Source organism: Mesorhizobium sp. B3-2-1 (assembly GCF_006439515.1).
In the GTDB taxonomy this organism is placed as follows: Bacteria; Pseudomonadota; Alphaproteobacteria; order Rhizobiales; family Rhizobiaceae; genus Mesorhizobium.
On the sequence record NZ_VFTI01000003.1, the window covers coordinates 89,392 to 101,997 of the forward strand.

Here is a 12,606-nt window from a genome sequence, read left to right on the forward strand (position 1 = left end):
CGACCGGCACCTCTCTGAGGTGCCGGTCGCACGTTAAAGGAGAGAGGGTGCATGTCTGAACGGGTCTTCAAGCGTCTGTTCGAGCCGGCAATGTTGCGCGGCAAGACGTTACGCAACAGGATCGTGTTCGGAGCCCATACCGCCAATATGGCGGTAGAGGGGCTGCCGACCGCGCGGCATGTCGGCTACTACGCGGAACGCGCCATCGGCGGCGCCGGCATGATCGTGGTCGAGCCGATGCCCGTGCACCAGGCCGCCGTGCTTACCCGCGGCAATTTCAGCCCTTCCGATGACCGCGTGGTTCCACATTTTCGCAAAGTAACTGACGCAATCCGCGGCAACGGCGCCATCGCCGTCCAGCAGCTCTACCATGTCGGTCAGCACGCTGACGCGGACAACTCGTTTCATGCCGGTTGGTCGCCTTCGGGCCTGCCGAGCTACCACGATTCTGACGGTTCGCATCGGATGTTCGAAGCCGAGATTGAAGAGACGATCGACGGCTTTGTCCAGGCGGCGCGCCGTTGCCGCGAGGCCGGTTTCGACGGCGTCGAGGTCTGGGCGGCGTACCATTCGATGCTGGACCAGTTCTGGACACCCTGGTCGAACCGCCGGGACGACCGATGGGGCGGCAGCCTTGAAAACCGCACTCGGATGAGCCGTGAGGTGATGACCAGGATTCGCCGGGAATGCGGCGATGATTTCATCATCGGTCTTGCGATCAAAGATGAGCCCGAAGTCGAAGTGGCGCTGAAGCGCGAAGCGCTGGCCGAGATAATCGACCTCCACGACCGCGACGCCTTGATGGACTATGTGACTTGCGGAACGGGCTCCTACTTCGACTTCTACAAGATCATGCCGACCTTTGTTTATCCGGAGAAGCTTGGTGCCGACCTGGCGTCCGTGCTCAAATCCACCGTGCGTCATGCGTTGATCACCGCCGAGAGCCATATCCGCACGCCCGAAAACGCCGAGAGCGTGTTGAGCGAAGGTCGCGCCGACCTCGTTTCCATCGTGCGCGGGCAGATCGCCGATCCGCATCTGGCTGCAAAGGCTGCCGCCGGACGGCCGCAAGACATTCGCGGCTGCCTGTCCTGCAACCAGATGTGCTGGGGCCGGCGCAGCCGCGACTACTGGATCAGCTGCGTCATCAATCCTTCCGCGGGGCGCGAATGGGAATGGGGTGGTGATCGCTTCGCTCCGGCCGCCCAGCCGAAGCGCGTGCTGGTCGTCGGCGGCGGGCCGGCCGGTCTCGAAGCGGCGCGCGCCGCGGCCGAGCGCGGTCATCGCGTGACACTGGCCGAGGCATCCGACCGCCTCGGCGGGCAGTTCCGTCTTGCCGGACTGCAGCCGCGCCGCGCCCAGATTCTGGATCTGATCGACTGGTACGAGCGCCAGCTCGGCCAGCTTCAGGTCGACATCCGCTACGGGCAGTATGTCGAAGCCGACGATGTCGAGCGCGAAGGTGCGGACCACGTCATCGTCGCGACCGGCTCGATGCCGCCAGACGGCGCTTTCCAGCGGGCCTTGCCGCAGTGGGACAGCATTCCGGGCGGCGGGCCGGTGCTGTCGGCCGAAGCGGTGATGGCCCGTGAGGCGAGGCCAGGAAAAAATGTTCTGTTGCTGGACGATGGCGGGAATTGGAAAGGGTGCGGCACCGCCTGGAAACTCGCCGAGGACGGTCACAATGTGACGCTCGTGACACCGGACGCACTGGTTGGCAAAGAGCTTCAGCGAATGGCCGTCGACGCGCCGCTGCGCCGGGCGCTCGCCAAACTGCGCGTGCGGTTTGTGACCGAGAGCGCCGTCGTTCACTGGGATGGCAAGGCGGCCAGGATTGCTTCGCTGCTCGACGGAACCGAGCAGGAGATCGAAGCCGATGCTTTGGTCTTCGCCGCCACCAGCATGGCCCAGGACAGCCTGTCCATCGAGCTCGAAAGGCGCGGAATTATGCATACCTCCATCGGCGATTGTACCGCCTCCAGACAGGCGGCATTTGCCATCCATGACGGGCGCAAGGTGGCGCTTGATCTTTGACGATTGCGAAAGGCGCCAGACCGGGCAAGGCATGAACGGGGCTAATGTCTGAATGCGTATCAAGTCAATCAAAGTCTATAAGGTGCTTCTGCCTGTCAAAGGCGGTGCCTACCGGATGGCCAGCGATACCGTGCAGAACTTGGACAGCACGCTGGTTGAAGTGACCACCGAGGATGGACTATCAGGCTGGGGCGAGACTTGCCCGATCGGCCCTGTTTATCAGCCCCAGCATGCTCTCGGCGCAAGAGCGGCAATTGCTGAAATAGCGCCTGGGCTCGTCGGCGAGGACACGGCGTCCATGCGCCGCCTCGCCAAAAAAATGGACGAGCGGCTGAACGGTCACAACTATGCCAAGGCAGCCTTGGATATAGCCCTCCTAGACCTCGCCGGCCAGCGGCTGGGCGTCCCTGTTTCAACACTTCTCGGCGGTGCGCTCACCGATCGCGTGCCGTCCTACTACTCGACCATCGTCGGTGCTCCGGACGAGACCGCGCGTATTGCCGCCGACAAGGTCAATGCCGGATATCCACGGCTTCAGATCAAGATCGGCGGGCGGGATCTCGAACAAGACGTCGCCACTGTGCACAAAGTATGGGAGGCGGTTGGCTTCAAGGCCCGGATAGCCGTCGACGCCAATCGCGGCCTGACCGCTGCCGCGGCGCTGCACATCGATCGGCTTTGCCAGGCAATCCCGTTCGTGTTCGAACAGCCTTGCAACACCATGGAGGAAGTCTCTGGTCTCAAGGGACGCGTTACCCATCCGATCTATCTCGATGAGAATACCGAGGATTTGAATGCGGTGCTTCGGGCAGTTTCGTCAGGTATCGCGGACGGATTCGGATTGAAGGTCACCCGCCTTGGTGGCCTTACCAAGATGGCCACGGTCCGCGACCTGTGTGCGATACGATCTCTCCCGCATAGCTGCGACGATGCCTGGGGCGGAGACGTCATCGCCGCGGCATGCGTCCACCTCGCCGCCACAGTCGAGCCGAGACGTTTTGAGGGAGCCTGGATCGCGCAGGAGTACATCGAAGGGCATACGGATCCCGTAAACCCGATCGTGATCGAGAACGGGCATATACGCATCCCGCAGATCCCAGGGCTCGGTGTCAAGCCTGAACGCTCCCAACTCAACGCGCCGATTGCCACTTTCGGAGACTAAGGATCGTTGGATGTGATCTATGCAAGTAGACGAGCCACTCGAAGGCTTCATGAGCCGCAAAAAAGCCGATATGCACGATGCGTGATATTGATTGCTTTCCGCAGCCAAACATTCGGGGAAATCCATGAAACTGCTGCTCGCTGCCATCCTGTCGATTGCCGCACCAGCCGCCGCCCTGGCCGGTCCGGCGTCCGATGCCGTGAAGTTCTTCTATGTTCCGCAGGTCAAGTTCGAGGCGGATGCGCATTATCGCGATCGCTTCACCGCGCCGGTGACGAAACTGTTCGACCTCAACGACCAGGCGACCAAGAAGAATCCGGACCAGGTTGCCTGTATCGACTTCGACCCCGGCCTCGACGCGCAGGATTTCGACCAGAAGACCCTTTCCAAGACTCTGAAGCTGTCCGAGACGGTGGATGGCGACACGGCGCAAGTGGTGGCGAACTTCAGCCTTTTTCCGGAAGGAGGAGACGATTCGCAGCGCGAAATGCACTGGTCGCTGAAGAAGGTCGACGGCAAGTGGAAGATATCGGACATTGCATCGAAGACCAGCGACTGGACGCTGAGCCAACTCGAATGCATGGCGGGCCAAGATCCGGAGTGAAGCAATGGCCGGCCGCGCGTTCCTGCTATTGTCGGCCATGTGCCTGCTGGCGGCTGGCTTGAACGGCGCAGCCGCTCAGGGCCTGTTGGGCGCCCCGCCGGCAAATGCTCCGGCCGGGACCGCGCCCGATGACAGCGGGACGCCGCCGGCGACCGCGCCTGGCGGAGCCGCGGAGCCGGCGACGCCACCCGTCGCGTCGCCGCCCAGCGGGCCTGCCGCCCCCATCCAGCCGGGATCGCCGACAGCGGTCGTGCGGCCGTTTTACGATCAGGTCGGCCTGGAGGTCGATCCGGCCCAGCGCGGCCATTTCATCGACCCGGCCAAAACCGTGCTCGACAAGAGCGACGCCTTGCGCAAATCCGGGCAGGGCGAGTGCCTGGACCCCAACATGGCGCTCGACAATGCGGACTACGACAAGGCCGAGATCGACAAGAGCCTGAAGACGCTCGAGGCGATCAACGGCGATCAGGCCAAGGTCATCGTCGCCTTCGTCGTCGCCGGCAACCCGCATCGCCTCGAATGGAAGTTCAAGAAGGTCGGCGGTGAATGGAAGATATCGGATCTTTTGTCGGTGACCGGCGAATGGGCGCTCAGCCAGTATCAGTGCGAATGAGCCGTCGTGCGCTTCCGGGTGGTCGGCGATGAAGCTTCGCGTTTTGCTGGCAATAGCGCTGGTCGGACTCGGCACTGCCGCCTGCGTCGTCGATTGGCGCATAGGCTCGATGCTGATCGCCCGCGAAACCCGGCAAGCTCTGGCGGCGCCCGGCGACTTCCCCGTCGAACGTGTCGTGCTCGACCAGGCTGGCGCGCCCAAGCTGGTCGGCTGGGTGGTCGATCGAAAGGGCAGTTGCGGCGCGATCGTTCTGCTGCACGGCCGCGGCGCCAACAGGCTCGCCTTGGTTCAAAGGGCAAAATTGCTGCTCGACGCCGGGTATTCCGTCGTCCTGTTCGATCTGTCGGGGCACGGCGAGAGCGGCGGCGCCGTTCAAGGTTTTGGCTACAACGAAGGCCAGGATGCCATCCGCATCATGGCCTTCGCCAGGCAAAGGTTTCCCGGCCAGAAGCTCGGCGCCGCCGGCTCATCGCTTGGTGCCGCCGCTTTCGTCTTTGCCACTCCGCAAGCTTCTGCCGATGCCTATGTGCTGGAACAGCTCTACGCGACCTTGCGCGAAACGACGGCTTGGCGAATGCCCTTCCACTTCTGGCGCGGTTTCCAGGCCGATGTCCTACTGGCGCAGATGCCGCTTCGTCTCGGGTTGAGCGCCGATGACGTCAGGCCGGTTGACCGCCTTGGCAAGATCGGCAGGCCGCTGACACTACTTGCAGGTAGCACCGATCCCTTCATCGATCGTGGTCAGGTGCTGGCGATGCAGAATGCTGCTGCCGGCTCGCAACTGGTCTGGTTCGAAGGGGCAGGCCATGTCGACCTGCTGCGCTATGACCAGCCCCGCTATCGCGATGCGGTTCTTCCGTTCCTTGCCACAAAACTCTGCCGGACTGGTGCTGGCAATGGCTGACATCAGCTCACCCACGTCCGCGATAGGGCGCAACGCCGGTGTCCGGCAGCCAGGCGCCTTCGGGCGGAGCGCCGGTCTGCCAGAACACGTCAATCGGAATGCCGCCGCGCGGATACCAATAGCCGCCTATGCGCAACCAAAGCGGCTTGGTCGCGGCCACGATGCGCCGTCCGATCATCACGGTGCAGTCTTCATGGAAAGCGCCATGGTTGCGAAACGAGGTCATGAACAACTTGAGCGACTTCGATTCCACCAGGGCGGCATCGGGGGCGTAGTCGATGACGATATGGGCGAAATCCGGCTGTCCGGTCACCGGACAGAGCGAGGTGAATTCCGGGCAGGTAAAGCGCACGATCGCCGGCGGTCCGTCGCCGCGCGAAAACGGCACGGTTTCCAGGACCGCAGCTTCGGGGCTCTGTGGCGTCTCGACGTGGGTGCCGAGCTGGGTGAGGGTTTTGGTATCGATCATAAGCGGTTTTCCTTGGATTTGCCGCTCATTAACACAAATTAAAACGGCAGGAAGACGATGATCAGCAACGACCCGCTTCTCCAACCCTACCAGCTCAAGCATTTGACGCTGAAGAACCGGGTGATGTCGACCAGCCACGAGCCGGCCTATTCGGAGGACGGCATGCCGAAGCAGCGCTATCGGCTCTATCATGCCGAAAAGGCCAAGGGCGGCATGGCGCTGACCATGACCGCGGGCTCGGCCATCGTTTCGCGCGACAGCCCGGCCGCCTTCGGCAATCTGCATGTCTATGACGACCGCATCGTTCCATGGCTGGCCAAACTCACTGACGCCTGCCACGAGCATGACTGCAAGGTGATGATCCAGATCACCCATCTTGGCCGCCGCACCGGCTGGAACAAGGCCGACTGGCTGCCGGTGCTGTCAGCCTCGCCGGTGCGCGAGCCGGCGCATCGTGCTTTCCCCAAGACCATAGAGGAGTGGGATATCGAGCGCATCGTCGCCGACTATGCATCGGCCGCGCAGCGCTGCCAGGCAGCTGGCCTAGATGGCATCGAGTTCGAATCCTACGGTCATCTGATGGATGGCTTCTGGTCGCCTGCCACCAATTATCGCGACGACGAGTATGGCGGTTCGCTCGACAATCGGTTGCGCTTCACCAATATGGTGCTCGATGCGGTGAGGGCGGCGGTCGGTGAGAAATTCGTCGTCGGCATCCGCATGGTCGCCGACGAGGATTTCGAAAAAGGCCTGTCGAAGGAGGAGGGCATTGAGATCGCCAGGCGGCTCGCAAACTCCGGCAAGGTCGACTTCCTCAACATCATCCGTGGCTCGATCGAGACCGACGCGGCACTGACCAAGGTCATCCCGGTGACCGGCATGCGGTCCTCGCCGCATCTCGATTTCGTGGGCGAGGTGAGGGCGGCGACGAAATTCCCGACCTTCCACGCGGCGCGCATTTCCGACGTCGCCACCGCACGCCATGCGATCGCCACCGGCAAGCTCGACATGGTCGGCATGACGCGCGCCCACATCGCCGATCCGCACATCATCAAGAAGGTGATGGAGGGCCGCGAGCACGAAATCCGCCCCTGCGTCGGCGCAACCTATTGTCTCGACCGCATCTACGAGGGCGGCGAGGCACTGTGCGTCCACAATGCGGCGACCGGCCGCGAGGCCGATATTCCGCATATCATCGTCAAGACGGAAGGGCCTAGACGGAAAGTCGTCGTCGTCGGCGCCGGCGCCGGCGGACTGGAGGCGGCGCGCGTCGCGGCCGAGCGCGGCCATCAGGTGACGATCCTGGAAGCCTCATCACAAGCCGGCGGCCAGGTCCGTCTGGCGACCCAGAACCCACGCCGCAAGGAGTTGATCGGCATCATCGACTGGCGTCTGGCCGAACTCGACCGGCTCGGCGTCGAGATCCGCTACGATACCTGGGCCGAGCAGGACGACGTCCTGGCGCTGGCGCCCGATGTCGTGGTGATCGCCACCGGCGGCCTGCCGCAGAACCCGCCGCTGGCCTCCGGCGACAATCTCGTCACCTCGAGCTGGGACATCATGGCCGGCAGCGTCAAGCCGGCCGAAAACGTGCTGCTCTATGACGACAATGGCGGCCATCAAGGCATGGGCGCGGCCGAACTGATCGCCAACAGCGGCTCGAAGCTGGAACTGGTGTCGCCGGAGCGGTTCTTCGCCCCCGAAATGGGCGGCATGAACCACGTACCCTATGTCAGGGCTTTCCACGAAAAAGGCGTCACCGTCACCATCAACACGCGCCTGCGCTCGGTGCGGCGCGAGGGCAATCAACTGATCGCGGAACTCGCTTCGGACTTCGCCGATGGCTGGCGCGGGGAGCGGCGCGTCGACCAGGTGGTGGTCGAGCACGGCACCGCGCCCCTCGACGACCTCTATCTGTCGCTGAAGCCGCTGTCGAAGAACGGTGGCGCGGTCGACTACGAACGTCTGGTCAATGGAGGCGACATTTTTCCACCACGCAACCCCGAAGGCGGCTTCGTGTTGTTCCGCATCGGCGATGCGGTCGCCTCCCGCAACATCCACGCCGCCATCTATGATGGGATCAGGTTCGGGATCAGGATTTGATCACGATCAGGTGGCGCGCAACGGCCTTTGCAAGGAGAGCCACCTGCCGCTCCGGCCCGTTGCGCGCCGCGCATGATCGGCTTTCACCGGCCGTGCGATTCTAAAACATCTTGGCGGTCGCCATGCAAAGCACGGTGATGACCAGCAGCCCGCCGGCGATGCGTTCGCCCCGGGTCATTTTCGCGCGCAGCTCCGTTGGGGTCGCGGCATCGGCGTCGGCAAGCTGCCTGCTGGCGGAGCCCACAAGCGCGCCCTGGACGCCGGCGGCGATCAGCGCCGTCAAAATGCCGAGCGCCAGTACCTTCTCCATCGGGCCGAAAGCACCCTCATGGAAGAAATACCAGAGCAGCAAACCGGTCAGGAAAGCCAAAACGGCCGCGCCCATTTGAGGCCGGAAGAACCGCTCTGCTCGGATGTCCGGATCGCGGGCAACCGCGATGGTCGTGCCAGCCCAGAAGACGCCGGCCATGACGTGCAGGCCGATGACGACGATATAGACATATTGCATGATCGCATTCCTCTCATTCGCCCGCCGCCTGCGCGCCGCAACCATGTCGCGATGCCATCAATAAGACAAAGTTAGATATCTAACGGTTAGATGTCAATCATGAAGCCGAGTTTCACGTTGCCACTGCTTGCTCTACTGTCAGATCATGACACCGTTTGAACGCCCGCCGGTCGGCATGAATCTCGGCCGCACCGCCAAGCTTGTCGCCCAGGCCTTCGACGCTGCTTTGGTTGAAGCAGGCGGCACCTTGCCGGTCTGGCTCACGCTGCTGTCGGTCAAGTCGAGCGAGCTTGCCAATCAACGCGCACTCGCCGGCATGATCGGCATCCAGGGCGCGACGCTGACCCATCATCTCAATGCGATGGAGGCGCAGGGCCTGCTGACGCGGCGGCGCGATCCCGTCAACCGCCGGGTTCATCTTGTCGAATTGACGGAGGCGGGAGAAGCGCTGTTCGAGACGTTGCGGCAAGCGGCACTTGTCTTCGACAAGCGGCTTCGCACCGGACTGTCCGACGAGCGTCTGGCGGAATTCGCCCAGGTACTGGCGGCGTTACGGAACAATGTGGAGAGCTAGGAGTGCCGAGCCAGGCCGGCCTACCTACGCCAGACTTCCCTGCAATACTGTCAGCCTGGCTTTCTTCGGCATGCGGGCGGTCAGCCATTCCAGCGCCTTGTCATGCGGCATCGGGAAGGCGATGGAATAGCCTTGCACCTGATCGCAGCCGATCGCCATGAGCGAGTCGAGTTCCGCCTCGGTTTCGGCGCCCTCGGCGACGATGGAGATGCCCAGCCCCCGGGCAAGTTCGGTGATGGCGCGCACGATCTTGGAATTGTCGCCATTCTCGTGGATGTTCTGGACGAAGCGACGGTCGATCTTGAGTCGGTCGATCTCGTTGGGATTGACGTGGCTGAGCGAAGCATAGCCGGTGCCGAAATCATCGAGTTCCAGATGGACGCCGGACGCCCTTATGTGCCGCAGCTTGGCTGCGATGCCTGTCTTCTCGTCGTCGAGAATGACCGATTCGACGATTTCCAATGACAGCTTCTGCGGCGGCAGTCCGGCCTTCTCCAGCGTCTCGAACAGAAACGCATCGAAATCATGCTCGCGCAGCTCCGTGCCCGAGACATTGACGGCAAGCCGTCCGAAGGCAATCCCGGCACGGTTCCATTCCGCAGCCTCGTTGATCGCCTTGCTGATCACGATGCGGCCGATCTCAGGCATGAAGCCGCATTTCTCGGCGACCGGAATGAACTCGCCCGGAGAGATCATGCCGCGCTCGGGGTGGTTCCATCGCACCAGCGCTTCGATACCGCTGATGGTGCCATGGGTCAGGGAGACCTGCGGCTGGAAATAGGCCTGGAACGCCTTTTCGGAAATGGCGACCTTGATGTCGTGTTCGAGCTGCTTGCGGTAGTCGAGTTCGCGGCGCAGTTCCTCCGAGAAGAACGAGAAGTTGCCGCCCCCCATTTTCTTGGCGGAGTAAAGCGCCAGATCGGCATGGACCAGCAGGTCTTGCGCATTGTCGGCATCGATCGGATAGACCGCGATGCCGCCGCTGGCGCCCGGAAGAATGGTGGTGCCCTGGAACACGATGGGCTCGTTGATGTGCACCAGGATGCGCCGCGCCAGCATGTTGATGTCCTCGGTGCTGCCGGCGCCGTTGAGGATCATCACGAATTCGTCGCCACCGAGCCGCGCGCATAGATCCGACGCCCGACAGGAATCGCGCATGCGCTGTGCGGTCACGACCAGGACATAGTCGCCGGCGGCGTGGCCCAGCGTATCGTTGATCTGCTTGAAGCGGTCGAGGTCGAGCTGGACAACGGCCAGGCGCTCGCGCCGGCGATGCGCGCCCTTGATCAGCGTCTCGAAATGGTCGGTCAGGAAGGTGCGGTTGTGCAGGCCGGTCAGACCGTCATGCACTGCGATGAACGCCATCGAATTGCGAGCGTCGACCAGTTCACGGGTCTTGCGCAGGATCGCGTTGGACATCGGCCTGAAAATGAACAGCGCCACCAGCAGGATGACGCCGAGGGTGGCGTAGAACAGCGTGCGGTGGAGGGTGAGAAGCTTTTCGGAGCGCTCGTCGGCATCGGCGCTGATCCGCTGGCCGAGCGCTGCATAGCCCGACAGCGCGGCATTGGCCACCGAGGCATCGAGGTTGACTCGTTCCGCGCCGCCCTTGTAGCCGCCATTGTCGAGCTGGTTGAGTTGCGATTCAAAGGCCGAGACCAGCCGGTCACCATTGGCGATCAGGCCAACCGAGAAATAGTCGAGATGGAAGGGCTTGGCGAAAAGCACGCTCTCGATCGACTTCGGATCGAGCTTGGCAGGCGATTGCGGATCCGCGCCTGTCTGCTTGAGCAGCTGATCATAACTTGTCTCGAACTCAGCCGTGGCCTGCTTCAGCGCGCTGACTAGCGCCGGCTGCTTGTTGCGCGAGGCGGCGCCCGTTGCGCTGGCAAGGAAAACGATGCGCTGCGACAAGGTCTTCTGCGTACCGACGATGTCGAGCAGCTTGTTGTTGTGCTGCTGGGTGGCCATCGTCTGCTGCAGCAGCACGAAGGAGGCCGCCACCATGGCGGCAATGATCAGCAGCGCCAGCCAGTAGCCAGCCTTGATCAGCAGTATAAGTTTGCCTGAAACGGTTTGCACCGGCTGCTGAGACATGTTCGGGGGCGGTCCTCTCGCCAACGGATTTCTGTAGCACCATTGAACTGCAAACGTTAACGGGACCGGAAGTCGATGGCCGGCCGGCAAGGGGGAGGCGCGGAAAGGTCGCGAAATGGTTATCGGGTTCTTTCGCGGCAAGCCCGCATTTGAGCATTCGTCAGTCCATGCGTTCCCGGGTGACCTGGGCAATGTCCATGGCGTCTCGGTTGATGCTGCCCGGCCACCCGATCCGGTCGCTTTTGCGATGGATTTTTTGCGCGGGCCGGACGACAGTCTGCCCACGTCAAACGAGGCCTGACCATGACCGCAGCATTTCTCTCCCATATCGACAGCGAGCTTGCAGGACTGAAATCCGCCGGCCTCTACAAGTCCGAGCGGGTGATTTCCTCGATGCAGTCGGCCGAAATCGAGGTCGGCGGCGAGAAGGTATTGAATTTCTGCGCCAACAACTATCTCGGCCTCGCCGATAGCGCGGACTTGCGCGCGGCGGCCACGCAGGCGCTCGATCGCTACGGCTACGGCATGGCCTCGGTGCGCTTCATCTGCGGCACGCAGGAAGAGCACAAGCAGCTCGAGGCGACGATTTCATCCTTCCTCGGCCTGGAAGACACAATCCTCTACGGCTCCTGCTTCGACGCCAATGGCGGCCTGTTCGAGACGCTGCTCGGTGAGGAAGACGCAGTCATCTCGGATGCGCTGAACCACGCCTCGATCATCGATGGTGTCAGGCTGTCGAAGGCCAAACGCTTCCGCTACGCCAACAACGACATGGCCGATCTCGAGGCGCGATTGAAGGAAGCGAAGGATTGCCGCTTCCGGCTGATCGCCACCGATGGCGTGTTTTCGATGGACGGCATCATCGCCAATCTCAGGGGTGTCTGTGATCTGGCCGAGAAATACGATGCCATGGTCATGGTCGACGACAGCCATGCGGTCGGTTTCGTCGGCGCAAACGGCCGCGGTTCGGCCGAGCATTGCGGCGTCGAGGGCAGGGTCGACATCATCACCGGCACGCTCGGCAAGGCGCTCGGCGGCGCTTCCGGCGGTTACACCTCTGGCAAAAGTCAGGTCGTCGACTGGCTGCGCCAGCGCTCGAGGCCGTATCTCTTTTCCAACACGCTGATGCCGGCGATCGCCGGCGCCTCGATCAAGGTGTTCGAGCTGATCCGCAATGGTGGTGCCTTGCGCGAGCGCCTATATGCCAATGCGGCGAGGTTCCGATCCCAGATGGGCAAGCTTGGTTTCACGCTGGCCGGGGCCGACCATCCGATCATACCCGTGATGCTCGGTGATGCGACGCTGGCGCAGGAGATGGCCGCGCGCATGTTGAAGCGCGGCATCTATGTCATCGGCTTTTCATTCCCGGTCGTGCCGAAAGGCCAGGCGCGCATCCGCACCCAGATGTCGGCGGCGCATTCCAGCGCCGATATCGACCGTGCGGTGGAGGCCTTTGGCGCGGTCGGCAAGGAATTGGGCGTGATTTCCTGAACCGCCGGCGTCGAAAAGCGATTCCGGATCAAGAGATTCAAGGGACA

The 12,606-nt window shown here is 62.7% G+C and carries 12 protein-coding genes; 9 read left to right on the forward strand and 3 right to left on the reverse strand.

What is annotated here, in order from left to right; genetic code table 11:
- Window positions 1–51: 51 nt before the first annotated feature.
- The 5 genes from FJW08_RS04075 to FJW08_RS04095 all read left to right on the forward strand — a co-directional run bounded on the left by FJW08_RS04075 (window position 52) and on the right by FJW08_RS04095 (window position 5,317).
- Window positions 52–2,034 (forward strand): FAD-dependent oxidoreductase, encoded by a 1,983-nt coding sequence (locus tag FJW08_RS04075; RefSeq protein ID WP_140809017.1) that lies wholly within the window; start codon window positions 52–54, stop codon window positions 2,032–2,034.
- A gap of 52 nt (window positions 2,035–2,086) precedes the next feature.
- Complete coding sequence (locus FJW08_RS04080) at window positions 2,087–3,196, forward strand: mandelate racemase/muconate lactonizing enzyme family protein (protein WP_140809019.1); 1,110 nt, start codon at window positions 2,087–2,089, stop codon at window positions 3,194–3,196.
- Between the two features lie 124 nt (window positions 3,197–3,320).
- Entirely contained in the window at window positions 3,321–3,800 is a 480-nt protein-coding gene (locus FJW08_RS04085) for a DUF3828 domain-containing protein (RefSeq protein ID WP_140755615.1), read from the forward strand.
- A 4-nt stretch (window positions 3,801–3,804) separates the two neighbouring features.
- Window positions 3,805–4,413: a hypothetical protein gene (locus tag FJW08_RS04090; RefSeq protein WP_140809021.1), complete on the forward strand. Its 609-nt coding sequence runs from the start codon at window positions 3,805–3,807 to the stop codon at window positions 4,411–4,413.
- 28 nt (window positions 4,414–4,441) lie between these two features.
- Window positions 4,442–5,317 (forward strand): alpha/beta hydrolase, encoded by an 876-nt coding sequence (locus FJW08_RS04095; RefSeq protein WP_140809023.1) that lies wholly within the window; start codon window positions 4,442–4,444, stop codon window positions 5,315–5,317.
- A gap of 7 nt (window positions 5,318–5,324) precedes the next feature.
- On the opposite strand, the gene queF is transcribed toward FJW08_RS04095, so the two are convergent.
- Window positions 5,325–5,786 (reverse strand): preQ(1) synthase, encoded by a 462-nt coding sequence (gene queF, locus FJW08_RS04100; RefSeq protein WP_063171865.1) that lies wholly within the window; start codon window positions 5,784–5,786, stop codon window positions 5,325–5,327.
- A 57-nt stretch (window positions 5,787–5,843) separates the two neighbouring features.
- On the opposite strand from queF, the gene FJW08_RS04105 reads away from it, so the two are divergent.
- Window positions 5,844–7,889: an NADH:flavin oxidoreductase gene (locus FJW08_RS04105; RefSeq protein ID WP_140809025.1), complete on the forward strand. Its 2,046-nt coding sequence runs from the start codon at window positions 5,844–5,846 to the stop codon at window positions 7,887–7,889.
- A 100-nt stretch (window positions 7,890–7,989) separates the two neighbouring features.
- On the opposite strand, the gene FJW08_RS04110 is transcribed toward FJW08_RS04105, so the two are convergent.
- Window positions 7,990–8,397, reverse strand: a complete 408-nt coding sequence (locus FJW08_RS04110; protein ID WP_140809027.1) for a hypothetical protein — start codon at window positions 8,395–8,397, stop codon at window positions 7,990–7,992.
- Between the two features lie 145 nt (window positions 8,398–8,542).
- On the opposite strand from FJW08_RS04110, the gene FJW08_RS04115 reads away from it, so the two are divergent.
- A complete protein-coding gene (locus FJW08_RS04115) occupies window positions 8,543–8,971 on the forward strand; it encodes a MarR family winged helix-turn-helix transcriptional regulator (RefSeq protein ID WP_140809029.1) in 429 nt (142 codons plus the stop codon).
- 24 nt (window positions 8,972–8,995) lie between these two features.
- Here FJW08_RS04115 and FJW08_RS04120 read toward each other — a convergent pair whose 3' ends face one another.
- The gene (locus FJW08_RS04120; RefSeq protein WP_140809031.1) at window positions 8,996–11,068 is read right to left on the reverse strand and encodes an EAL domain-containing protein; all 2,073 of its coding nucleotides are present in this window, start codon (window positions 11,066–11,068) and stop codon (window positions 8,996–8,998) included.
- Between the two features lie 115 nt (window positions 11,069–11,183).
- On the opposite strand from FJW08_RS04120, the gene FJW08_RS04125 reads away from it, so the two are divergent.
- Entirely contained in the window at window positions 11,184–11,369 is a 186-nt protein-coding gene (locus FJW08_RS04125) for a hypothetical protein (RefSeq protein WP_140809033.1), read from the forward strand.
- Between the two features lie 2 nt (window positions 11,370–11,371).
- The gene (locus FJW08_RS04130; RefSeq protein ID WP_140809036.1) at window positions 11,372–12,559 is read left to right on the forward strand and encodes a glycine C-acetyltransferase; all 1,188 of its coding nucleotides are present in this window, start codon (window positions 11,372–11,374) and stop codon (window positions 12,557–12,559) included.
- The last annotated feature ends 47 nt before the right edge of the window (window positions 12,560–12,606 follow it).

What these genes read in the sequence shown, in the direction of transcription:
- FJW08_RS04075 (WP_140809017.1), top strand. Translation starts at nt 52, where the DNA reads ATGTCTGAACGGGTCTTCAAGCGTCTGTTCGAGCCGGCAATGTTGCGC.
- FJW08_RS04080 (WP_140809019.1), top strand. Translation starts at nt 2,087, where the DNA reads ATGCGTATCAAGTCAATCAAAGTCTATAAGGTGCTTCTGCCTGTCAAA.
- FJW08_RS04085 (WP_140755615.1), top strand. Translation starts at nt 3,321, where the DNA reads ATGAAACTGCTGCTCGCTGCCATCCTGTCGATTGCCGCACCAGCCGCC.
- FJW08_RS04090 (WP_140809021.1), top strand. Translation starts at nt 3,805, where the DNA reads ATGGCCGGCCGCGCGTTCCTGCTATTGTCGGCCATGTGCCTGCTGGCG.
- FJW08_RS04095 (WP_140809023.1), top strand. Translation starts at nt 4,442, where the DNA reads ATGAAGCTTCGCGTTTTGCTGGCAATAGCGCTGGTCGGACTCGGCACT.
- queF (WP_063171865.1), bottom strand. Translation starts at nt 5,786, where the DNA reads ATGATCGATACCAAAACCCTCACCCAGCTCGGCACCCACGTCGAGACG.
- FJW08_RS04105 (WP_140809025.1), top strand. Translation starts at nt 5,844, where the DNA reads ATGATCAGCAACGACCCGCTTCTCCAACCCTACCAGCTCAAGCATTTG.
- FJW08_RS04110 (WP_140809027.1), bottom strand. Translation starts at nt 8,397, where the DNA reads ATGCAATATGTCTATATCGTCGTCATCGGCCTGCACGTCATGGCCGGC.
- FJW08_RS04115 (WP_140809029.1), top strand. Translation starts at nt 8,543, where the DNA reads ATGACACCGTTTGAACGCCCGCCGGTCGGCATGAATCTCGGCCGCACC.
- FJW08_RS04120 (WP_140809031.1), bottom strand. Translation starts at nt 11,068, where the DNA reads ATGTCTCAGCAGCCGGTGCAAACCGTTTCAGGCAAACTTATACTGCTG.
- FJW08_RS04125 (WP_140809033.1), top strand. Translation starts at nt 11,184, where the DNA reads ATGGTTATCGGGTTCTTTCGCGGCAAGCCCGCATTTGAGCATTCGTCA.
- FJW08_RS04130 (WP_140809036.1), top strand. Translation starts at nt 11,372, where the DNA reads ATGACCGCAGCATTTCTCTCCCATATCGACAGCGAGCTTGCAGGACTG.